The sequence below is a fragment of the Amycolatopsis pittospori genome, from assembly GCF_013870525.1.
Classification (GTDB): Bacteria; Actinomycetota; Actinomycetes; order Mycobacteriales; family Pseudonocardiaceae; genus Amycolatopsis; species Amycolatopsis pittospori.
On record NZ_JACBXD010000003.1, the window covers coordinates 61,204 to 83,850 of the forward strand.

The following is a 22,647-nucleotide window of genomic DNA, read 5'->3' on the forward strand; positions in this document are numbered from 1 at the left end:
TGCTATGAACGGCCCGTTACTTGCAAAATTTGCAAGTAACGGGCCGTTCATAGCGCTTGGGGTGACTCAGGCGAGAACGGTCTTCAGGAACTCGCCGGTGTAGCTCTCCTCGACCGAAGCGACGTGCTCCGGCGTCCCCTCGGCGATGACCATGCCACCACCGGAACCGCCTTCGGGCCCCATGTCGATGATCCAGTCCGACGTCTTGATGACGTCGAGGTTGTGCTCGATGACGATCACCGTGTTGCCCTTGTCCACCAGCCCGTTGATCACGCCGATCAGCTTGCTGATGTCCTCGAAGTGCAGACCGGTGGTCGGCTCGTCGAGGATGTAGACCGTCTTGCCGGTGGACCGCTTCTGCAGTTCGCTGGCGAGCTTCACGCGCTGCGCCTCGCCACCGGACAGGGTCGGCGCGGGCTGCCCGAGCCGGACGTACCCGAGGCCGACGTCGACGAGCGTGGCCAGGTGCCGGTGGATCGCCTTGATCGGCTCGAAGAACTCGGCCGCCTCTTCGATCGGCATGTTCAGCACGTCGGAGACGGTCTTGCCCTTGTAGTGCACCTCGAGGGTCTCCCGGTTGTACCGGTCGCCCTTGCAGACCTCGCACGGGACGTAGACGTCCGGCAGGAAGTTCATCTCGATCTTGATCGTGCCGTCACCGGCGCAGGCCTCGCACCGGCCGCCCTTGACGTTGAAGGAGAACCGGCCCTGCTGGTAGCCGCGGACCTTCGCCTCGGTGGTCGCGGCGAACAGCTTGCGGACGTGGTCCCACACCCCGGTGTAGGTCGCCGGGTTGGACCGCGGCGTGCGGCCGATCGGCGACTGGTCGACGCGGACCAGCTTGTCGACGTTCGTGAGGCCGTTGACCCGGGTGTGGCGACCGGGCACCTGGCGTGCGCCGTTGAGCTTGTTCGCCAGCACCGTCGCGAGGATGTCGTTGACCAGCGTCGACTTCCCGGAGCCGGAGACACCGGTGACCGACACCAGGCAGCCGAGCGGGAACGACACGTCGAGGCCGCGCAGGTTGTGCTCGCGCGCGCCGACGACGGTCAGCTGACGCTTCTTGTCGATCGGGCGCCGGATCGCCGGGACCTCGATCTTGCTGCGGCCCGACAGATACGCGCCGGTGATCGATTCCTTGTTGCGCAGGATCTTCTTGTACGGTCCACTGTGGACGATGTGGCCGCCGTGCTCGCCGGCGCCCGGGCCGATGTCGACCACCCAGTCGCTGGAGCGGATGGTGTCCTCGTCGTGCTCGACCACGATCAGCGTGTTGCCGAGGTCGCGCAGCCGGACCAGCGTCTCGATCAGGCGGTGGTTGTCCCGCTGGTGCAGGCCGATCGACGGCTCGTCCAGCACGTACAGCACGCCGACCAGGCCGGAGCCGATCTGCGTGGCGAGCCGGATGCGCTGTGCCTCGCCGCCGGAGAGCGTCCCGGAGGCGCGGTCGAGCGAAAGGTAGTTCAGGCCGACGTCGAGCAGGAAGCGCAGTCGCGCCTGGATCTCCTTGAGCACCGCGCCGGCGATCACCGTCTCGCGCTTGCCGAGTTCCAGCTCGTCGAGGAACTGCGACGCCTCCGCGATCGAGAGGGCGCAGACCTCGGCGATCGACCGGTCGCCCTGCGTCTTGTGCTCCAGGGTGACCGCGAGGATCTCCGGCTTGAGGCGCGTGCCCTGGCAGGCCGGGCACGGCACCTCGCGCATGTAGCCCTCGTACCGCTCACGCATGTACTCGGACTCGGTCTGCTCCTGGCGCCGCTCGAGGAACGGGATCACACCCTCGAAGCTCGCGTAATAGGAACGCTGGCGGCCGTAGCGGTTCTTGTAGCGGACGTGGACCTGCTCGTCGACACCGTGCAGGACGGCCTTCTGGATCTTCGCCGGCAGCTTGCGCCACGGGGTGTCCATCCGGAAGCCGATGGTCTCCGAAAGCGATTCGAGCAGGCGGATGAAGTAGTCGGCGCTCTGGCCGCCGGCCCACGGCGCGATGGCGCCCTCACCGAGCGACATCTCGTCGTCCGGGACCACGAGTTCCGGGTCGACCTCCTTGCGGACGCCGATACCGGTGCACTCGGGGCAGGCGCCGTAGGGCGCGTTGAACGAGAACGACCGCGGCTCGAGGTCCTCGATCGCCAGCGGGTGGCCGTTGGGGCAGGCCAGGTTCTCGGAGAAGCCGCGCACGCGGTGCGGATCGTTCTCCGGCAGGTCGACGAACTCGAGCTCGATCAGGCCGTCGGCCAGCCGCAGCGCCGTCTCGACGGAGTCGGTGAGCCGCTGCCGTGAGCTCGTCTTCACCGAAAGCCTGTCGATGATGACGGCGATCTGGTGCTTTTCCTGCTTCTTCAGCTTCGGCGGCTCGGTGAGCGGGTGGATCGTCCCGTCGACCACGACTCGCGCGTAGCCCTGCTGCTGCAGGTTCTCGAAGAGGTCGAGGTACTCCCCCTTGCGTCCGCGCACGACCGGCGCGAGCACCTGGAAGCGGGTGCCCTCCTCCATGGCGAGCACCTGGTCGACGATCTGCTGCGGGGTCTGCTTGCTGATCGCCTCGCCACACTGCGGGCAGTGCGCCTTGCCGGCGCGGGCGTAGAGCAGACGCAGGTAGTCGTAGACCTCGGTGATGGTGCCGACGGTCGAACGCGGGTTGCGCGAGGTGGACTTCTGGTCGATCGACACCGCGGGCGAAAGGCCCTCGATGAAGTCGACGTCCGGCTTGTCCATCTGGCCGAGGAACTGGCGCGCGTACGCGGACAGCGACTCGACGTAGCGGCGCTGCCCCTCGGCGAAGATGGTGTCGAAGGCGAGGCTCGACTTCCCGGACCCGGACAGACCGGTGAACACGATCAGGCTGTCGCGGGGCAGGTCGAGATCCACGCCGCGGAGGTTGTGCTCGCGGGCGCCGCGAACAACGAGGCGATCAGCCACGCCAGGGTCCCTTCAGGTTTCATTCTCAGCTGCGGTCGCCGGCCCGGTCGATAGCTGCACGGGCGGCCGCGACCATGCTACGAGGCACCACCGACAGAAACTGGATCCGAGTCCTTGACCTGCGGTTTTTCCGGTTCTTCGGAGCGGCCGCGGCGGCGGGCGGTGAGCCGTCGGTGGATCGGCCGTTCCACTCCCGCGGTGATCGCCCAGCCCCCCATCACGGCGGCGGCCAGCACGATCGGAAGACGCAGCCAGCCGGGGACACCGACGTTCAGCAGGGCACGGGCCAGGATGTAACCCAGTTCCTGGTGCACCAGATAAAGACCATACGAGATGCCCGCGAGCCAGGTGACAGCCGGGGCGATCCGGGCCAGTCCCGGGAACCGCCAATCGGGCCCGCGCGCGGCCAGGCACACCAGCAGCAGCATGATCGCGAATCCGACGGCCGACGGCCAGCGCTCGGGATCGTTCGGGAGCGACTGGTGGAACGGGAAGACCTGCAGGTCCTGGGCGGCCCAGGCGGCGATCAGGAAGAGCGCGAGATGCCACTGCGCCAGCCGACGTTTCGACCACAGCCAGATCGCGATCCCGATGGCGAAGACGTGCACGCGGTGCAGGCCGAGGCCGTAGAACAGGGTCTCCACGTACCGCGGGCTGGAAACCGGGTCGAACACGACGAACCGGAGGAAGAGCGGGACGAGGATCAGCGCCCACACCAGCCCGACGGTGAGCCGGTGGGTGCGCCACCGGCGCGGCCACAACAGGGCGGCCGCGGTGAACGCCATCAGCTGGACCGGCAGCGTCCAGTAGGCGCCGTCGAGGTAGTAGAAGAGTTCGTAACGCCAGCCCCACTCCTGGACCATGCCCAGGTTGGCCAGCAGATCGGCCCAGCCGGGGACGTACCACGGCGACGGATCGGTCGGCAGGCCTTCCGGGACGCCGAACAGGAATCCGGTGAGCCCGGGCGGGAACGGCAGACCACTGAAGCGGATCGTCGCGTACCGGGCGACGACGTAGGTGACGATCACCGCGGCCAGATACGCGGGCACCAGGCGCGCGACCCGGTTCCACAGCCACCGCCCAGGTTCACCCTTGCGAAGACTCGCGCACACGAAGAACGCGGAAATCACCAAAAGGATGGCCGCACCGAACTGAGCCGTAACCCGAAAGGGGTACCCCGTCAGTTCGGGGTGCAGAAGAGCACCCTGATGAGTGACATGACCCAGGATCACCGCGAGGACGGCGACAACGCGAAGGACGTCCCAACTGATCTTGCGCGGAGTACGCGACGCTGTCTGTGGCGAAGGGTCGGGCACGGGTGTCCTGTGGCTCGTCTGGCGGGGCGTCGCGAGCCTACGTGGCAGGGCTGTGCGTCACCTGTGCGGGTGGAACCGATTGCAGGCGAACGACTACCGTGTGCGCTGTGAACATCGTCGAGACCTACACCGGGCATGTCGAGCCCGGCGGTGACGCCGCCCGTCGCACCCTGGACGCGCTCACCATCACGAAGCTGTCGGTCGGTCCGATGGACAACAACGCGTATCTGCTCGTCTGCCGCGCCGAGAACGAGGCGCTGCTGATCGACGCCGCGAACGACCCGGACCGGATCTCCGACCTCATCGGCCACGGCCCCGACCGCCCCGCGCTGAAGACGGTCGTGACCACCCACCAGCACCAGGACCACTGGCAGGCGCTCGGCGCCGTCGCCGGCGCGAACGGCTCGAACACCGCCGCCCACCCCCTGGACGCCGAACCTCTGCCGATCCCGCCGGACTTCCTCGTCGAACACGGCGACACGGTCAAGGTCGGGCAGATCACCCTCGAGGTGATCCATCTGCGAGGCCACACCCCCGGCTCCATCGCCCTGCTCTACCGCGACCCGGCCGGCCACCCGCACCTGTTCACCGGCGACTCGCTGTTCCCCGGCGGCGTCGGCAAGACGAACTCGCCGGAAGACTTCAAGTCGCTGGTCGACGATGTCGAGTCGCGGATCTTCGGCGAACTGCCGGACGAGACGTGGTTCTACCCGGGGCACGGGGACGACTCGACGCTGGGCGAACAGCGTCCGCACGTGGCCGAATGGCGCGAACGCGGCTGGTGAACTGACGACGTTCCCGAACGGGGCTGCCTACCTACTAGGCGGCCCCGTCCAAAGCGCCATAGCTCACGCACTCAACCCGGATCGTGAGCAGGCTGCTCAACCAGACACCTCAGGACTGACGGCTTCACTGATTCGGAGCCACTACTGGAGCGGTTCGTCCTGGCTCGCACCAAGGCGCGGGAGCTCACCCCTGGGGCCGGAGTTGAGATACGACCCTCCGTCGAAGTGACTGCTAGTCCCGGCAAACCGGCCTCGGCCTAGATTGAGCTCACCGGTAGGCCCTGCGGATACCTGCGCCAGACTCGCTGACAGGTCAGCCTCCACGCCTCCCGGGAGTTTCAGCCGAACTAAGTGTGGCAAAACAAATCCGAGAGCGAAAAGACTGGCAAGAACTGCGGTCATGGTGCCCAAAACGACAGAACTAATCTTTTCGGTCAAGAAGAAGCCTGTCCACAAACCAATCAACAGCAAGGCTGTGATCCAGCTTAGAGCCCTACTACCCGCCAGACTACCGCCCGCCAAAGCCACGCTTTGCTCTGCTAGCGTCATGACACGCCTAGCTTCCTCGTGACGACTGTCCCGCTCAAGGCATCGTCGCAGGTATCGGACTGAGCGGCGGCGATATAGAGAAACCAGTCGCGCATCCGAATTTTGCGATCCTGCCTTGAAAGCCGCAACACCGGTCACAAAGTAAGGCTCCGCGTCCCAATTTGCCAAGTCGATGGCCTCCTGACCTAAAGCTAGCGCCTCCAGGTACAGCTCAGGACGTTGCGCAGAATCACCGCGTTCGATTAGCAGTCGAGCTAAAGTGAGCAGCAGCGGCCAACGGGCGTCACCCTGTTTAGTAAGACTGATTACTCGTCGCATCACGCGTTCAGCTTCAGGGAGGTCTCCCGGCAATCTACTAAGAGTTACGGCCAACCCTGTGGCCGCAGACGGACTGGTCGGATCCAACGTCAGTGCTCGACGGAAATCGGCGCCCGCAGATCTGGCATTCTTCCCTACCTCACCATTGTCGATGTCACGCTGCAGATGCAACCTGCCTAGCTCGATATGCGCCTGAATATCATACCAATTTCGATCAAGGGCCTTCGTCAGCAACTCCTCAGCTTCATCAAAACGTTCAAGATCAACAAGCAGTACCGCGAGGTCTACGAAGCTGCCATCGAAAGGATCCAATTCCAACGAGTAGCGCAGATGATGCTCTGCGAGCGGAAAATCTCTTTGCCTGGCAAAAAGAACGCCGAGACATGTATGAGCAAGATGATTCCGGGGTTCCGCACCCAGAACCTCAAGACATAGCCCTTCAGCAGCTTGATCACTTTCCAGATCATCCAACCTGACCAAAGACCACGCGAGGCCGATTTTTGCGTCGATTACATAGGAATCTTCCAGGAGAACCTCTCGAAATAGATCCCTGGCTTCATCATACTTGTCATCCGCAAATGCCGTCCAACCCAGGCATCTCCGCGCATCGGCTCGGACCGCAGGAATAGGGACCACATCGGCAACCTTCGAAAAGGCCTGCTTTGCAAGACTCAGTCGCCCCTGATCGCGATAAATCCAACCGCGTTCAATCAATAGTTCAGCCATGTCCGGAAACCTATCCAACGCAGGCTCCAGCATTGCCTCAGCCTCACCAAATCGTCCCAACGATCGCAAAGTAGCCGACTTTGCAACCAGAGCCGCACTATAGAATTTGTCACTTTCCAGAGCGCGATCAAACCATTCTATCGCCGCAGTATAACGGTTCTGATCATCATTAAGTAAGCCGAATTGAGTTAGAATGAGCAAATTTCCAGGATAACGAACAAGAGCCTTTGTTAATACTTTTTCAGCTTCGACCCAACGATTCAATCGCCGAAGCATCAAAGCATGGTTAACAATTCCATCAACGGGTCCGAACTCGATACTCCGAGCGCGCTCGCACTCCGCAATTGCCTCTTTTTCCTTAGCTTGCATCCAATACACCCAAGCAAGCTCGTGACGAAGGATCGCATAATTGGGTTTAGCGCGAATCTCATCAGCCAGCAGAACCTCGGCATCGGCAAACCGTCGAACCTGGCAAAGCATCTTCGCCATGCTCCGCACGGCCCAAATCGTGCGTTTCATGGCACACACTGACTCGAAGTCGGTCAACGCGCCGGCAAAGTCGCCAATCTCCTGCCGAAGCCATCCAAGCCTCATTCGCAGGGAAGTATTTGTCGGATACAGCACAGTAACACGTTCACCATACGCTATTGCCTCGTCGTACCGACGGACATCACTCAGCAGATCCAGCATCCAGCGATGCGCAGCGAGGTCATGTGGATCATCAATGAGCATTTTCGCGACATCATCTAGCGCCTCTTCAAATCTTCCCTGACGACGCAAGCACCGAAGAATCCCAAGGTGGATCGGCCATTTGTTTTCACATCTATCCAATGCGCTCCTCAACATCACCTCAACGTCAGACTCTCGCCCAGCGTCGCGCATTGGCCAAGTTTGCATCTCGCACAGATTGCCATTTCCCGGCAATGCGTCCACAGCAACTCTCGCGGCGATCCCTGCCTCTTCGAGCCGCCTAAGACGGCACAACAAACCGATCTTCGCCGTATGTCCAGGGACATTAATTAAATCAAGTTCTATCACCTTATCGTAAGCCTCTAAGGCCCCTGAAAAATCTCCCGCCAGCTCGCGAATTGCTCCCAGCCTACGGAACAATGCAACAGAATCTGACTGCACTTCGATTGAAGACAGCAGCAATGACTCGGCCTCCGCGAACCGATTGAGCCACCCTAGCGCCATAGCGATTCGAGAAATTCGAAACGCTTTAGGATCCAATGAATACGCAGTACGATACCATGCCAACGCATCCTCGTCCCGGTCAAGTTGCCCATAGACCGACGCCACCTCAGCCGCCAACCTCGCATTCCCAGGATGCTCGCGCGCTGCAGCAAGAGCAAGATGCTCCGCCTCCTCATAGCAGTGACGATCAGCAAGAGCCGAAATATGGCGCAGAAGTGCGCTTGTGTTTGCAGGAGCAGCTTGCACAGCCTTTCCAGTCAGGACAAGTGCGGCGTCGAAGTCACCTCGCCATCCACTCTCGTCGGCCGCCACCGAAAGCAACACTTGATTTGTCGGCATGCGACGCAGTGCACCTTCGATCTCCCGGTGAACTTCTTCGTGCCGTTCTAGAACCCTCAGCGCAGAAACCAGCCACTGGACACTTTCGGCCCTGTGAGGTTCCAGCACTGACGCTCGCCTAAAGGACTCGATAGCAGCGGCGAACTGACCCTGTTCATATCGAGCACGCCCTCGAGCAACATGCAGATCTGCGGCAGCTGGGGCGAGCACCAGGGCATCGTCAGCACGATCCACCGCCTTTTCTAGCTGCCCAGTACTGATAAGCCAGTCAACCTTCATCCGCAGCGGTGGCACACACGCCGGATGAACTTCGATTGCCTGGTCGAGAATCTCCTGTGCCCGAGCAGTCTCTTGTTTTCCCTTCGCACTGGTGTAAGCAGCTACGAACAGCTCGGGCGCCCCAGGAAAACGGCGTACGGCGAGCCAAAGCTCGTCAAGCGCGGCACTATGCCCTCGCAAACGGCCGATAACCTCGATACGCCATTCAATTGCATCTAGATATCCAGGTGCGATCTGCAACGCCCTCTCATATTCGGCGAGTGCCTCCTCTTTGGAGCCTTCAAATTGACGACTACGCCCGAGCGCCACTCGAACAGCAGGAAGGTTCAGGTCGCTGGCCAGAAGTTCCTCAGCTAACAGAATCGCCGCAGCAGGCCCTTCGTTTACGTTCTTTAGCGCCACTTTCCAGGCAAGCGCTCGATCATTCGACGGGCCTAACTCGAGTGCCAGATCGAAATATTCCGCAGCTAAGTCTAGTCGCCCGCGATCGTATGCGACGTGGCCTGCCTCCACATGCGGCTCCGAAGAGAGCGGGTGAGATGACTGATATGTGCGTATTAGCTGAGCGGCAGCAGAGTAGTCACATGCACGTCGTGCTTTCGTTACCTCAGCTAGGAAACGCTCTCGCTGCACTGGCTCTCCTCACTAGACACGGCCGGACGCTCCCTAGGAGTCGGAAGCACTTGACGGTGCGTTACTCGAAGAGGGTTCCTGAAGGCCAGTGTGCCGTCGCCGGGGCTGACGTCGCCCTTAGTCACGAAGTGACTCGACGTAGCGCATTCAAGGTTCGTTGCGTCGTGCGAACTCGTTTGTCACACTCACTTCTGACGCGCGGGGCGTCATCGACAGGTTGTTCCGGCCGCCTTGGCTCGCCATACCCAGAACAGCAGTGGCCAAGTTCGTGACAGAATCTCGACGATCGCAACGCCGAGCCCCTGCTAGGTGAACTGTTTCAGACGGAGACTGCTGATCGCGGGATAGTCGATCATCGTCGCCGTCAGAAGTCGTTCGTGTAGCCCTGCGGAAGCCAAGTCAGCGGATGCCGGGATGACAGTTCAACGAAGCGCTTCAAGCCTAGAACGTTCCCACTCCAGTCTTCTCGGTTCACCACAACCGGCGCTCCCAGAACCGCCAAGCGCAGCTCAGTCGAAGGTGATCTGTGAGCCGCACAAAGGCTCAGGTTATCTTAGAGTGGTGAGCCGGTACGGATACGACGGCTACACTGCGGTCGCCATCGGCGGCCATCTGCTCGCGCCCGACAACTTCCGCGAAGACCCCATCCACCACGGCTACGGCGGGATCCCCGAGTCGGCCTGGCATCCACCGCGAGTCCGCGTGGTCCGCCCAGGCGACAGGGTCCCGCAGCCGATCCGCCGAGCGGTCTGGTCCTTCTGGAGCGCCCCGTACCGCCTTCAGCACGGAAGGCACTGGGTCGACGACATCTCCCACGCACTCTCTTGGATCCTCTCGTTCCGCCTGGCGTCACGTCACTTCCCCGAGACCGCCCTGGTGACCGACGATTGGGGCTACGAACTGCTCATCAGGCGGTTGCGCCTGCCCTTCGGCGAAGTGACCGTCACGCTGAACGGACTCGCCGGGCAGAACCCGTCCTGGTGGGCACTCGGAAAGCTGTACGCCTACCGCGAGCAGAGCGAGCCGTTCCTGCACATCGACAACGACGTGTTCCTGTGGCCCGGCTTTCCGGCCGAGGGCCTCTCCGGTGAGGTCATCGCGCAGAACCCTGAGCACGCACCGGTTTCGGACGTGGGCTACTACCGGCCGACGGCCGTCGCGACCGCGATCCGCGCCACCGGGGGCTTCCTGCCGCCGGAACTGGGCGACTACATCGACAACGCCGGCGACGTCGCGTTGTGCACCGGGGTCATCGGCGGGACGGCCGTTCCGCTGCTCCGCCATTACGCCGATCTCGGCATCCGTTTGGTGGAGTCGGCCGAGAATCGGGCTGCCTGGCGACGACTCGCGCCGCTTGAGGACTACAACCTGGTAGTCGAGCAATATCTGCTCGGCGCACTGTGCTGGGGCGGCAGTGCCATCGACGTGCACTGTGTTTTCGGGTCGCAGCACGAAACCTTCAGGGAGGAAATCGCTGTCGCACAGCGATTCACACACCTTATCGCGTCGGCGAAAAGCGATCTCCGCTATGCGCGATGGCTGGCGCATCGGGTGAGAAACCATTTCCCGGCCGACTTCGAGATCGTTCGACGCGTATTCGGCGATCAGTAACGATTGGCGCGGAGAATACAACCTTTTTGCCGCGTCAGGCGTCTTCCGGTGACTCGACACTTCGGCAGGAGGTCATCGCCATGACCAGAACCCTACGGCGCGCGCTCGGTGCGCTCGCTGCCACCGCACTGATGCTGACCGGCGCCATCGCCGCGGCATCGCCTGCTTCCTTTGCCGCACAAGTGATCCCCACAATGACGAACATCCGCACCGGGCAGAATCCCGGATTCGACCGGATCGTGCTCGACCTGACCGCCGGTCCGGCGCCCGCCGTCCGGTACGACCTCGTCGACGAGCTGATCGCCGACGGCTCCGGCGAGATCGTGTGGCTGACCGGTGAGTACTTCATCGCCGTCGCCGCGACTCCGGCCGCCGCACACGACTCCGCCGGGAACCCGACGTATCCCGGGCCGCAGAAGTTCCGGACCCGTAACCTCCGCAACGTCATGGCGGTCGCGGTCACCGGCGACTACGAAGGCGTTCTGTCCATCGGTCTCGGCGTCCGGAGCAGGACACCTGTCACCGTGTTCACGTTGACCTCGCCGAACCGCGTGGTCATCGACGTCGGTCATTGATCGCCGGCGGGAATCCGTGAAGGCTTTTCACCGACGTCGCGCCTTTCGGTGATCAAAAGCCTTTTCGGATTCCCGCGGTGAAAATTCCGGCACGCCTCAAGAGGCAACTTTTCGGGAAATCAGGTATCTGCGGTCCGCTATCGCGTTCCTTCCTTCCGTCAGCATCATCGCCGCTGCGAAGGAGAACCTCATGCCGACCCCACGCAATCCCGACACCCCTTCCTTGGGCCCGGGTGGCGACAACCTCGAAGCCGGCCCGAGCAGTTCGGGTCTCGGAAGTTTCTCGAACAGCGAGATCGGCGAACTGGTGACCCAGGCCGCCGAAACCATGGCGGCGTCCGGAGAGGACGCCGAGCGCAATTACCAGCGGAGCCTCGACAGGCTGCGCGAACGCGCGGACGAAGTCGTCCCGGCACTCGGCGAGCAGTACGACGCCCTGTCCGAGGAGCAGTACCTGGAGCGCTGGGGCCTGGTCCAGTTGCTCACCGATCTGCGGCACACCGCAGCCGTTTCGGTTCTCGAAAACGTGCTCCGCCAGCCGATCCCGCCGGAGCGTTCCGACGACCCGGCACACGGGATCAGCACCGTCGGCGAAGAGGTGATCATCCGCACCACCGCCGTGGAAGCGTTGGCGCGTCTGGCATCCGCCGGTGACGGCGCGGCCAAGGAACTGCTGCTGCGGCAAGTCCGGCATGAAGTGTTCACCGTGCGGCGGGCGGCCGTCCAGGCCATCGCCGAGACCGGCGACACCGATCTCACCGCCCAGGTCCGCGAGTCGCTCAGCGGTACCGAAGACGAGCGCCTTCTGAACATCCGGCGTGTCGACGTCCGCGGTGTCCCACAGGCCGTCGGCGGGCGCTACGTCAAGGACTCGCGGACCGACGACGTGCCGCCGCCGGAGCCCCCGCGCTCCTGAATCGAACGAATTCCTTCTACAGACAGGTGATCTCCGATGGCCACTTGCAGTTACACAGTGCCGGACAAGAACGTGACCGGGGACAATTTCTACGGCGCCTCGATCTGCAACCAGACCTACATCGACTATTTCTGGAACACCTACGGTTTCTCGGGCAACAAGGACTACTGGGACGACGGCTTCGGCTGGGAAGACGCGTGCAACACCGACAAGCCGCTCGCCCGCACCTTCAACGCGTGCTACCTGCTGACCTATTCGGCGCAGGACTACGCGAACGACGCCTATTCGGGGGCGATGCTGAACTGGGCACGCCGCTACGTGCGGGACAACTGTGACGATCTGCGGTCGCTCTGCGGCGACGGCAGCGCCATCGCCCGGTCCTTCAGCGGGGCGTTCGTCGACGACCGGATCGAGCTGTACCTCGGTTTCTGGTACTCGAAGGACGTTCCCGGCCGCGCCGAGACGCTGATCCACGAGTCCCGGCACCAGGGCGGGAAACCGCACAACGCGAACTTCCCGGCGGGTTCGGTGTTCGGGGCCGGCAAGAGCGGCGCCGACTCGACCTGGGGCTACGAGGGCGCGTGGATGTACGGCGCACTGTACCTGTGGTGGTTCTTCGCCCAGGGCGCGCGCACGACGACGGCCCTGCGCGAGCGGGCCCGGCAACGCGGGAACCTCGTGATCGACAACGCGTTCGCGACCCACCCGGGCTTCAACATCTGAGTGCCGATCGCAAGGCCCCCTCGTCCGACAGCGAGGGGGCCTTCCGACGTCACACCTCCGATGACTAACCCCGCGTCCCGCTCAATGGGTCATGACCCTTCAGATATCAGGCACAATCATCGGATCTCTCGGTAACGCGCCTGGATGAGAGCGGATGGCCATGAGAGTTCAGCGTCGCACTGCCTGGTTCGCCGTCGTTCTCGCCCTGCTGGCGGGCCTGCTCACCGCGACCGACTGCGCCGCCTGGGAACGAGCCGTCACCGATGGCGGCTGGAGCGCCGATTACCGGGTCGACGAGGCACGCAAGCTCGGCGCCTCGTACATCGTGCTCGCCACCTTCCACAGCAGGCTGGGTTACGCGCGGCCGTGGCCGTCGAAGATCCCGGGCAGCTGCGCCACGCGGCGCGACCTGCTCGGCGAACTCGTCAAGGCGGGCAACGCCAAGGGCGTCCGGACGATTCTCTACATGACCGACGATCCCCAGTGGCACAAGGAAACCGGGGTCGAGTCGCTGGATTCCGCCGCGTATTCCGCCTACAAGGGCAAGCGGGTCGACCTGACCACCCGGCCGAGGCCAGGCGGTACACCCTGCACGTCGACTTCACCGTCAACGGCCCGCGGTCCTACTTCGTCACGGTCAACGGCGGCACGCCGGTCGAGGTGAAGGGCGACGGCGCCGGCAACAACACGCGGTACACGACGTCCTTGCCGGTCGATTTGAAGGCGGGGGCGAACACGATCAAGCTCCACAACGACCACGCGAGCGCGCCGGACCTCGATCGGCTGTCACTGGGCTGAGGTACCGCTTGACCCTCTCCCGGGGAGAGGGTTCAGGCTGGTCCCATGACGACCTTGATGCCGATCGGCGTGTTCGCGCACGCCACCCGGCTGTCGGTCCGCGCGCTGCGGAACTACGACCGGCTCGGGCTGCTCGTACCCGCCCGGATCGACGCCGACACCGGGTATCGCCGGTACTCGCTCGAACAGTTCGCCCGGGCCGGCCTGATCCGGCGGCTGCGGGAACTGGAGGTGCCGCTGGCTGAGATCGCCGAGATCCTCGCGGCGGGCACCCCGGACGACGTGAAGGCCGCGATCAAACGGCATCACGACCGGGTGGCGGTCCGGGCAGCGGAACTCGCGGCGATCAGCGGAAGGCTCGACTCCGTGCTCGCCGAACCGACGCGATGGCTGCACGTGTACGAACGCGTGCGCGCCCCGCAGTCGATCGCCCGTCTGACGATCCGGACCCCGCTGGGCGGGCTGGCCGAACTGATCGGACCCGCCTACACGCGGCTGTTCGCGGCGCTCGAAGCGCAGGACGTCACACCCGCCGGACCGCCCGGGACCCGGTACCTCACCGACGATCCCGACGAATTGACCGTCGAACTCTTCGTCCCGGTCGATCAGCCGGTGCGGCGCGAAGGCGAGATCGACTCCGGCGAGCTGCCGGGCTGCCTGCTCGCGGCGACGATCCACGAGGGCGGCTACGAAGACGTCGAAACCGCCTACCGGTCGCTGGGCCGCTGGATCGCCGAACGCGACCGTGTCCCGGCCGGCCCTGCCGAGGAGCTGTACCTCGTGGCGCCGGGTCCGGGTGTCGCGCCGGAGGCCTACCGCACCGAGATCGCCTGGCCGGTGACCGCGTGATCCTCGAAGACATCAAGACCGCCGGTGGCGAGCACTGTGAGACCAGCACTCTCGACGTCCTTCTGCGGCACGCCGGGGTCGAGCTGTCCGAGCCGATGCTGTTCGGGCTCGGCGGAGGTCTGGGCTTCATCTACTGGGATGGGAAGAACCTGCCGTTCCCGTTCGTCGGCGGGCGCAGCAAACCCATGGAGATCAGCCGGAAGCTGACCGAGCGGATCGGCTTGGCCTTGCGGGTCAAGGAGACCACGTCGGCGCGCACGGCCTGGCGGAACGTGGCCGAGCAGATCGACGCGGGTGTCCCGGTCGGTCTGCAGCTCGACTCCTACCACCTCGAGTACTTCACCTCGAAAGTCCACTTTGGAGGTCACTTCGCCGCTTTGTACGGCTATGACGACGAAAAGGCGTTCCTCGTCGACACCGCACAACAAGGCGGCGAGGTGTCGACGTCACTCGAAAGCCTGGAACGCGCTCGCGGCGAAAAAGGCCCCATGACGGCGAAGAACCTGTCGTTCACCATTACCGCGGACACTCCCCCGACGGTGTTGTCCGACGCCGTCCGGGCGGCCGTCCGGGCCAACGCGACGGAGTTCCTCAATCCGCCCATCGCCAACCTCGGTCACCGCGGGATCGGGAAGGCCGCCGTCCAGGTGCGGAAATGGCTCGACCGCAGCAGCGATCCCGCCCGCGACCTCCCCCAGGCCGCCGTCCTGATGGAACGAGCGGGAACCGGCGGCGCGCTGTTCCGCCGGATCTACCGAGACTTCCTCGAAGAGTGCACGGCGATCGTCGACGACGCCGGTCTCCACACCGCGTACGAGAAGTACCGCGAGATCGCTCCACTGTGGACCGAGGTGGCGCGATCGTTCACGCGGGCGGGGGAAACCGGCGACGCCCGGCATCTTGCCGATGCCTCCGCGATCCTGTCCGGACTGGCTCAGCTCGAACAGGAGGCGATGACGGCTCTCGCGACGGTTCAGGCTTCGCGTTCGTAGGGCAGCTTCTCCCCCGCCTCCACCGCGAACGGCAGCCGGTTGCCCGCCGGCGGCAGTGGGCAGGTGGCGAAGTCGGTGAACGCGCACGGCAGGTTCGTCGCCCGGGTGAAGTCGAGGACGACGGAACCGTCCTCGGCGGGCGCGGGTACCGCGAGCGACCGGTTCGCCGCGTAGGTGGTGACGCCGCTCGTGGCGTCGGTGAACAGGATGTTCAGCCCGCTTTCCTTGCCGTTGAAGGCGGTGAGCGTGTATTCCTCGCCGTCGTGTTCGAACCGGACGATGCCCGGGGCGACGTACACGTGACTGAGTCCTTCGACGACCGCGCCGACCGTCGTCGGCTTCGGCTCGTCGAACGGCTCGAAGGTCCCGGAGAGCACCCAGGCAGCGTCGGGCGCGTAGGCCGGGACGCCGTGGAAGGCGTTCAGGACCGGCGCTTTCGGATCGTGCACTCGGATCAGGTAGCCGCCGCGGCGAGCGACCTCGATCTCGAGATCCCCGGCGACGACCCGGGTGCCCGCGCCACTCTTGACCAGCTCGAACCGGTGGACCTCGGTGACCGGCTCGCCCTCATGGGTGACATCGGCACCCTGCGGGTCGAGATAGGCGGCGTCGTCGTCCTGCCACCACAGGCCGGGCAACCCCTCGTACGCGCGCGGCTTGTCGTCGAGCCAGTCGAGCGAGACGAGGGCGAGCCAGCCGAGCGGATCGGCGAGATCACGCTCGCGCTGGGTCTTCCAGTCCTGCCAGTCCTGGCTGAATCGCTCGGTGTCCAGGCTTGTGCTCATCGCCGATCCCTTCCGTGACCCTGCTCGTTCTCCGCGGTCAACGGCCTGACGGCGACGATATTTCCCGTCCCGGCATGTGGGCGGTCACTGGGCCCGGTAGTCCGCGGTCGTGCCCTCCTCGGCGGAGACCAGTTCGGCGATGGGCGCGAAGAAGGCCTTGATCCCCGGCAGATTCGCGCCCTTCTCGCGAGACGCGGCGAAGTCCTCGGAGGAACGCCACCACACGACGTCCAGCCAGGTCTCGTCGTCGACCCGGATCAGCTGAGCGTCGAGAAAGCCCTCCCGGTCGGCCCGGAAGTCGGCGAGCATCGCGGCCCGGGCCCGGAGCAGTTCGTCCGCGCGATCGGCCGGGACCTTGAAGCGGGTGAGTTCCACTGTCGTCATGATCCAGATGCTAGGCGGCGGTCGTTGAGTGATGTCGGTGGCAGCCGACGCCGGGTCCGGCTTGGCCGTGAGTGGCGCGAGTCCAGGCCTTCCGAGATCGCGAACTTCGAGAAGCAGCCCGGCACCAACGGTTACCGGAGTTCATCCCACCCCAGTACCGGGACCCGCTCCGCAGTCCCCGGCGCAACAGCCTCCACCGCGCCATCGCCTGACATGCCAAGGAGCCCGCCACCGAACCGGCGACGGGCTCCTTGGCATGTCCAACCCAGAAAGCGTTCGGTACCGGCATGAGTCCGAGGTTCAACTGGGCCATTCGGGCGTATTCGTGGCGAAGCGCTCCGCCTTTCATGAAGTCCGGAGCAGGATCTTCCGTTCCGGACTTGGGAGGGAACGGAAAGTTCCATGGGAAAACCAGATCAACCGCGTGACGAAAAAGGACGCTGGACGAGTCGTGGCAGCCTCGCGGCGGTCGCCACCGCGAGCGTGGTCGCGGTCGGCGGTGTCAGTATCAGCGCAGGTGGAGGCGGCGCCGCTTCACTCGACTCCGCCGCGAGCCAGGCACTCAAAGGCAAGTCGTCCAGTAAGAAATCCGCACAGAAGGGCCGTCAATCCGAAGCATGGCAGCGTCTCGGCTGGCGCCAGATGAAGAAAACCGCGAAACGGGAACTCAAATGCGGTCCGAATTCCTTCGGCGAGGTCCAGCGATTCTTCCTCCGCCACCCCTGCACCGATCTGAACCGCATGTTCGTCACCGTCGGCGACGGTGCCGGGAACACGATCGCCGTCTCCGTCGCTTGGGTGAAGATGCCGAAAGCGGGCCAGGCGAGCGACCTGAGGCGGCTCGTCGACAAGGACGACACCGGCAATATCGTGCTCTTCGGCGAAGCGCGGCCCGGAACCCGTTTCACCGGAGAGAACTATGACTCCCGCCTGGACAGAAAGCTGGTCGTGATCGCGGAAGCCGCCCCTGACGGCGGACGGCCGAGCGAGTCGACGCTGGAGACAGCGGTCGAGGTCGCCGTCGAATTCCCCGCTCCTTGACCCGGCGCCGGACGAAGGCTGACGCCACGATGGAGGCATGAACGAGCAGACCGACCTGCCGCACGGCATCGGCAAACCGGCGACGCGGGCCTTCACCGGCGCCGGCTACACGCGGCTGGAGCATTTCACCCGGGCGACCGAAGCGGAGCTCGCGGCACTCCATGGCGTCGGCCCCAAAGCCCTCCGCATCATCCGCGAGGAGCTCGAAGCCCGAGGTCGGAGCTTCCGCGCCACCGAATAATTTTTTTGTCTTGACAACTCGAACCTTCGGACGGTTAGCTGACAGCACACCGATCGAAGGGATCCAGTCATGGCCAAGTTCGCGAACGTCGACGACTACATCGCCGCCCTGCCCGAGGGCCTGCGTGAGGTCGCCACCGCGCTCCGCCCGATCGTCAACGCGGCCCTGCCGGGTTCCGTCGAGGCGATGTACCACGCCTCCCCGACGTGGAGCGCCGGTGAAGCGGCCGGGAAGAACCTCGTCTGCCTGATGAAGGCGTACTCGTCGTACGTCACCTTCGCCCTGTGGAAGGGCCAGCTCATCGACGACGAATCCGGCAGGCTCGAGGCGAGTTCTCGCACGATGGCGCATGTCAAACTGCGTTCGGTCGACGACATCGACGCGGAACTGTTCGCCGGCTGGCTCAAGCAGGCACGGGACCTCGAAGCCGCCGCGGCCGCGCGATGACACAATCCCGGCGTGATCACCGATGAATCCCGTTGTCCCTGCGGCCTCGGCGAGCCCTACGGCGTTTGCTGCGGCCGCTTCCACCGGGGTACCGCGACCGCGCCGACCGCCGAACTCCTGATGCGCTCGCGGTTCAGCGCGTTCGCCGTCGGCGACACCGCGTACCTCACCGAGACCTGGCACCCCGACACCCGGCCCGCGGACCTCGAACTGGACCAGGGTCAGCGCTGGACATTCCTGGAGATCCTCGGCAAAACGGGCGGCGGCCTGCTGGAACAGGAGGGCACCGTGGAGTTCCGGGCCCACTACCGGCAGGATCGCCGAGCGGACAGCATGCACGAGAACAGCCGCTTCGTCCGTGTCGACGGACAGTGGATCTACGTCGCTCCGGTGAGCTGAGCGGCAAGCCCTAACCGGCGACCGGACGACCGTCCTCGCAGATCGTGAGAGTCCCGGTTCGAGCAGCTTCGAGAGCCACCGAGACTCGCCGAGCGAGGCGGGGGCTCACTTTCCTCGCCGCCTCCGCCAGGGACACCAAGGCCACTGACACGATCTCGGAGTCCGCGAAGACGAACCCGGCGACGTCTTCATCCGTGATCACTCCGCCGTCGAAGACGAAAGTGAGCCCTTCGGGCATCCGTTCGGTGGCCGGGGCGTAGTCGATGGTGATCACCCTGCCCGCGGCGCGGGTGATGCCGAGTTCCTCGCCGAGCTCACGTTCCGCCGTTCGCCAAGGCGGCTCCCCCTCGTCGCAAGCGCCGCCGGGGATTTCCCAGTCCTCCTTGTAGGACGGCTCCACGATCAGGACGCGGCCGGCGTCGTCGTGGAACAGCACACCGGCGGCCATCCGCTTCCGGTTCAGCGAACGCACGTACTCGTCGAACGGGAGCAGGTCCACGAGCAGGAGGCTACTCGCGGCAGACCCACACCACCCACCGCTGACAAACCCCGTGCAAGGGTCTGTTCCCCGCGTGACCGGACGGCTACTATCGCTCCCAACATTGTTAGGGAACTTTCTTAACGATTTCCGCCCAGGTCCGCCGCCGTGTGCCCGAGGAGGCGCGCTCGTGAGTTTTCGGCAGAAGAGAACCCGGATCCCCTTGCTGGCCATGACCGTGACAGCGCTGACCGCGGCCGTTTGCGGGGTGACCTCCGCGCCTGTCGCCACCGGTGCGGAGGTGGCCGCGTCGGTCGACGTCGGCGCGGTCGCGGGCAACGCCACCCCGATCCCCGGATTCGTGATCCAGTCCTCGGCACAGGTCAGCGATGACTCAGCGGTGTCGAAGCCGGGCTTCCCCACCAACGGGTGGTACCCGGTGTCGTCGCGGTCGACCGTCTACGCCGGGTTGCTGCAGAACGGCAAGTACGCCGACCCCTTCTACTCCACCAACATGAAGAACGTGCCGGCGTCGGACTTCGCCGTGCCGTGGTGGTACCGCACCGATCTCAACGTCGACGACACCTCGTCGCGCACCTATCTCGACTTCAGCGGCGTGCTCTCGAAGGCCGACGTCTGGGTCAACGGCACCAAGATCGCGACGAAGGACCAGGTCAACGGCGCCTACACGCGCCACGACCTGGACATCACTTCGCATGTCCGCGCGGGTGTCAACAGCGTCGCGTTCAAGGTCTATCCCAACGATCCCAACAACGATCTGTCGATGGGCTGGATCGACTGGGCGCAGACCCCGCCGGATCAGAACATGGGCATCGTCCGTGACGTCCTCGTCCGCCGCGGCGGCCCGGTGGCGCTGCGCAGCGCGCACGTGGTCCAGAAGCTGAACTCGTCGCTCGACCACGCCGACCTCACGGTGAAGGCCGATGTCCGCAACGACTCGGCGAACGCGGTGCAGGCCACCGTCGCCGGCACGGTCGCGGGCAAACCGGTCAGCCAGACGGTGCCGTTGGCGGCCAAGGAGCGCAAGACCGTCACCTTCCCGGTGGTCGGTCTCGACAAGCCGAACCTGTGGTGGCCGGCCGGGATGGGCTCCCAGCACCGGTACGAACTCGATCTGACCGCGAGTGTCGGCGGCGCGCCGTCGGACGCGTCGAAGTCGAAGTTCGGTGTCCGCGACGTCAAGGCACCGCTGAACTCCAGCGGCGGGCGGCAGTACAGCGTCAACGGCAAACCGCTGCTGATCAGGGGCGGCGGTTACACGCCGGACCTGTTCCTGCGCTGGAACGAGACCGCGGCGGCCGACAAGCTCAAGTACGTGTTGAACCTCGGACTCAACACGGTCCGGCTGGAAGGCCACATCGAACCGGACGAGTTCTTCGACATCGCCGACGACCTCGGCGTGCTGACGATGCCCGGCTGGGAATGCTGCGACAAGTGGGAAGGCCACGTCAACGGCGAGGAGAAAGGTGAGCCCTGGGTCGAATCGGACTACCCGATCGCCAAGGCTTCGATGTTCTCCGAGGCCGAGCGCCTGCGCGACCACCCGAGTGTCATCTCCTTCCACATCGGCAGCGACTTCGCGCCGGACAGGCGGATCGAGCAGGGCTACCTCGACGCGATGAAGGCGGCCGACTTCCAGCTCCCGGTGATCCCGTCGGCGTCGAAGAGGCCGTCCCCGATCACGGGTGCTTCCGGGATGAAGATGAACGGCCCGTACGACTACGTCCCGCCGGTCTACTGGTACGACAAGTCCCAAAAGGACCGTGGTGGCGCTTGGAACTTCAACTCGGAGACCAGTGCCGGCGTCGACATCCCGACGATGGACACGCTGAAGCGGATGATGTCCGCGAGCGAACTGGAAACGATGTGGAAGAACCCGTCCGCACCGCAGTACCACCGGTCCTCTTCGTCGACGTTCGCGAATCTGAAGCTGTTCGGTGACGCGCTCACCAAACGGTACGGCGCGGCCGCGAACCTGAACGACTTCGTGCGCAAGGCGCAGCTCGCGCAGTACGAGAACGTCCGGGCGGAATTCGAGTCGCACTCGCGCAACTACACGGACTCGACGAACCCGTCGACCGGGCTGATCTACTGGATGCTCAACAGCCCGTGGACTTCGTTGCACTGGCAGCTGTTCGACGCCTACATGGATCAGAACGGCGCCTACTACGGCGCGAAGAAGGCCAACGAGCCGCTGCACATCCAGTATTCGCACGACAACCGCTCGGTCGTGGTGATCAACCAGACGTCGAACGCGGTGAACGGGCTGACGGCGACCACGAAGCTGTACAACCTCGACGGCACGGAGAAGTACAGCAACACCAAGTCCGGGCTGTCCGTCGGCGCGCTGGGCGCCAAGGCCACCGCGGTCACCGTTCCGGCGGTGAGCGGCCTTTCGACGACGTACTTGGCGAAGCTGGTGCTCACCGATTCGTCCGGCAAGGAGGTCAGCCGGAACGTGTACTGGCTGTCCACCAAGGCGGACACGCTCAACTGGGGCGGCAGCGACTGGTACTACACGCCTCAGTCGGCCTTCGCGGATCTGTCCGGGCTGAACAACCTCGGGCAGTCGGCCGTCAGCGCGACGGCGAAGTCGACCGCCGGATCCGACGGGACCACCACGACGACCGTGACGCTGAAGAACACCTCGAGCGGCAAGCTCCCGGCGTTCTACGTCGACACGAAGGTCGTGGATTCCGCGGGCAAGCCGGTGCTCCCGGTCGAGTGGAACGACAACGCGATGAGCCTCTGGCCGGGTGAAACGACCACGCTGACCGCGAAGTACCGGACGTCCGACCTCAAGGGCTCGAAGCCTTCGGTGCGGGTCTCGGGCTGGAACACCGGCACGCAGACCGTTCCGGCCGACGGCTCCGGTCCCGGCCCGGGCAACCCGGTCGACTACCAGGCCGAGGACGCCACGGTCGTCCAGGGCGCGGTGGAGTCCAACCACGCCGGGTTCACCGGCAGCGGATTCGTCAACTACGACAACGTGGCGGGCAGCGCGGTCGAGTGGACGGTGAACGCACCGGCCGCGGGCACCTACGACGTCGTCGTCCGGTACGCCAACGGCACCACGGCGAACCGGCCGCTGGACTTCTCCGTCAACGGGACGGTGAGCGCGTCGGGCGTCGGCTTCGGCGGCACCGGTGCCTGGCCGAACTGGACGACGAAGACCGTCAAGGTGACCCTGGCCGCGGGGGTGAACAAGATCAGTGCGGTCGCCACCACGGCGAACGGCGGCCCCAACGTCGACAAGATCACCCTCTGATCATCGAGATCCGCGAGAGGCCCCCTTCGCCGCCCGGCGAAGGGGGCCTCTCGGCGTC

At 64.7% G+C, this 22,647-nt stretch carries 19 protein-coding genes and 1 pseudogene; 14 read left to right on the forward strand and 6 right to left on the reverse strand.

What is annotated here, in order from left to right; all coding sequences use genetic code 11:
- Positions 1-66: 66 nt before the first annotated feature.
- Both uvrA and H5J31_RS02490 read right to left on the reverse strand, forming a co-directional pair.
- Positions 67-2,922 (reverse strand): excinuclease ABC subunit UvrA, encoded by a 2,856-nt coding sequence (uvrA, locus tag H5J31_RS02485; protein WP_181770766.1) that lies wholly within the window; start codon positions 2,920-2,922, stop codon positions 67-69.
- A 77-nt stretch (positions 2,923-2,999) separates the two neighbouring features.
- Complete coding sequence (locus H5J31_RS02490; protein WP_181770767.1) at positions 3,000-4,238, reverse strand: acyltransferase family protein; 1,239 nt, start codon at positions 4,236-4,238, stop codon at positions 3,000-3,002.
- 107 nt (positions 4,239-4,345) lie between these two features.
- Here H5J31_RS02490 and H5J31_RS02495 point away from each other — a divergent pair, with 107 nt between their 5' ends.
- A complete protein-coding gene (locus tag H5J31_RS02495; RefSeq protein ID WP_181770768.1) occupies positions 4,346-5,023 on the forward strand; it encodes an MBL fold metallo-hydrolase in 678 nt (225 codons plus the stop codon).
- A 141-nt stretch (positions 5,024-5,164) separates the two neighbouring features.
- Here the strand turns inward: H5J31_RS02495 and H5J31_RS02500 are convergent, their stop codons facing one another.
- Positions 5,165-9,061 carry a tetratricopeptide repeat protein gene (locus tag H5J31_RS02500; RefSeq protein WP_181770769.1) on the reverse strand — a complete coding sequence of 1,299 codons (3,897 nt, stop codon included), beginning with the start codon at positions 9,059-9,061 and terminating at the stop codon, positions 5,165-5,167.
- A gap of 561 nt (positions 9,062-9,622) precedes the next feature.
- Between H5J31_RS02500 and H5J31_RS02505 the strand changes: the two genes are divergently transcribed.
- The 8 genes and pseudogenes from H5J31_RS02505 (at position 9,623) to H5J31_RS02535 (ending at position 15,525) form a co-directional block, all read left to right on the forward strand.
- The gene (locus tag H5J31_RS02505) at positions 9,623-10,672 is read left to right on the forward strand and encodes a DUF6734 family protein (protein WP_181770770.1); all 1,050 of its coding nucleotides are present in this window, start codon (positions 9,623-9,625) and stop codon (positions 10,670-10,672) included.
- A gap of 80 nt (positions 10,673-10,752) precedes the next feature.
- Entirely contained in the window at positions 10,753-11,247 is a 495-nt protein-coding gene (locus H5J31_RS02510) for an AMIN-like domain-containing (lipo)protein (RefSeq protein WP_181770771.1), read from the forward strand.
- A gap of 190 nt (positions 11,248-11,437) precedes the next feature.
- Positions 11,438-12,163: a HEAT repeat domain-containing protein gene (locus tag H5J31_RS02515; RefSeq protein ID WP_181770772.1), complete on the forward strand. Its 726-nt coding sequence runs from the start codon at positions 11,438-11,440 to the stop codon at positions 12,161-12,163.
- Between the two features lie 36 nt (positions 12,164-12,199).
- Positions 12,200-12,886 carry a hypothetical protein gene (locus tag H5J31_RS02520; RefSeq protein WP_181770773.1) on the forward strand — a complete coding sequence of 229 codons (687 nt, stop codon included), beginning with the start codon at positions 12,200-12,202 and terminating at the stop codon, positions 12,884-12,886.
- Positions 12,887-13,040: 154 nt separating this feature from the next.
- Positions 13,041-13,457, forward strand: a pseudogene (locus H5J31_RS02525) (alpha-L-fucosidase); the annotation flags it as partial.
- Between the two features lie 89 nt (positions 13,458-13,546).
- Positions 13,547-13,684, forward strand: a complete 138-nt coding sequence (locus H5J31_RS39580) for a carbohydrate-binding protein (RefSeq protein WP_207897311.1) — start codon at positions 13,547-13,549, stop codon at positions 13,682-13,684.
- Positions 13,685-13,729: 45 nt separating this feature from the next.
- The gene (locus H5J31_RS02530) at positions 13,730-14,533 is read left to right on the forward strand and encodes a MerR family transcriptional regulator (RefSeq protein ID WP_181770774.1); all 804 of its coding nucleotides are present in this window, start codon (positions 13,730-13,732) and stop codon (positions 14,531-14,533) included.
- On the forward strand, positions 14,530-15,525 hold the full coding sequence (locus H5J31_RS02535) for a BtrH N-terminal domain-containing protein (protein ID WP_181770775.1): 996 nt from the start codon (positions 14,530-14,532) through the stop codon (positions 15,523-15,525). Before H5J31_RS02530 ends, H5J31_RS02535 begins: the two co-directional genes overlap by 4 nt.
- Here the strand turns inward: H5J31_RS02535 and H5J31_RS02540 are convergent.
- Positions 15,507-16,310 (reverse strand): DUF1684 domain-containing protein, encoded by an 804-nt coding sequence (locus H5J31_RS02540; protein ID WP_181770776.1) that lies wholly within the window; start codon positions 16,308-16,310, stop codon positions 15,507-15,509. The genes H5J31_RS02535 and H5J31_RS02540 overlap by 19 nt on opposite strands.
- An 84-nt stretch (positions 16,311-16,394) precedes the next feature.
- Positions 16,395-16,694, reverse strand: coding sequence for an antibiotic biosynthesis monooxygenase family protein (locus H5J31_RS02545; protein ID WP_181770777.1), 300 nt, complete (start codon positions 16,692-16,694; stop codon positions 16,395-16,397).
- Positions 16,695-17,096: 402 nt separating this feature from the next.
- On the opposite strand from H5J31_RS02545, the gene H5J31_RS39740 reads away from it, so the two are divergent.
- The 4 genes from H5J31_RS39740 (at position 17,097) to H5J31_RS02565 (ending at position 18,822) form a co-directional block, all read left to right on the forward strand.
- A complete protein-coding gene (locus tag H5J31_RS39740; protein ID WP_236004565.1) occupies positions 17,097-17,735 on the forward strand; it encodes a hypothetical protein in 639 nt (212 codons plus the stop codon).
- 37 nt (positions 17,736-17,772) lie between these two features.
- Positions 17,773-17,976: a helix-hairpin-helix domain-containing protein gene (locus H5J31_RS02555; RefSeq protein ID WP_181770778.1), complete on the forward strand. Its 204-nt coding sequence runs from the start codon at positions 17,773-17,775 to the stop codon at positions 17,974-17,976.
- Between the two features lie 69 nt (positions 17,977-18,045).
- Positions 18,046-18,423, forward strand: a complete 378-nt coding sequence (locus tag H5J31_RS02560) for a DUF1801 domain-containing protein (protein ID WP_181770779.1) — start codon at positions 18,046-18,048, stop codon at positions 18,421-18,423.
- Positions 18,424-18,435: 12 nt separating this feature from the next.
- Complete coding sequence (locus tag H5J31_RS02565) at positions 18,436-18,822, forward strand: YchJ family protein (RefSeq protein WP_181770780.1); 387 nt, start codon at positions 18,436-18,438, stop codon at positions 18,820-18,822.
- A 10-nt stretch (positions 18,823-18,832) separates the two neighbouring features.
- Here H5J31_RS02565 and H5J31_RS02570 read toward each other — a convergent pair whose 3' ends face one another.
- Positions 18,833-19,321, reverse strand: coding sequence for an NUDIX domain-containing protein (locus H5J31_RS02570; protein WP_181770781.1), 489 nt, complete (start codon positions 19,319-19,321; stop codon positions 18,833-18,835).
- A 169-nt stretch (positions 19,322-19,490) separates the two neighbouring features.
- On the opposite strand from H5J31_RS02570, the gene H5J31_RS02575 reads away from it, so the two are divergent.
- Positions 19,491-22,589 (forward strand): glycosyl hydrolase 2 galactose-binding domain-containing protein, encoded by a 3,099-nt coding sequence (locus tag H5J31_RS02575; RefSeq protein ID WP_181770782.1) that lies wholly within the window; start codon positions 19,491-19,493, stop codon positions 22,587-22,589.
- Positions 22,590-22,647 lie beyond the last annotated feature (58 nt).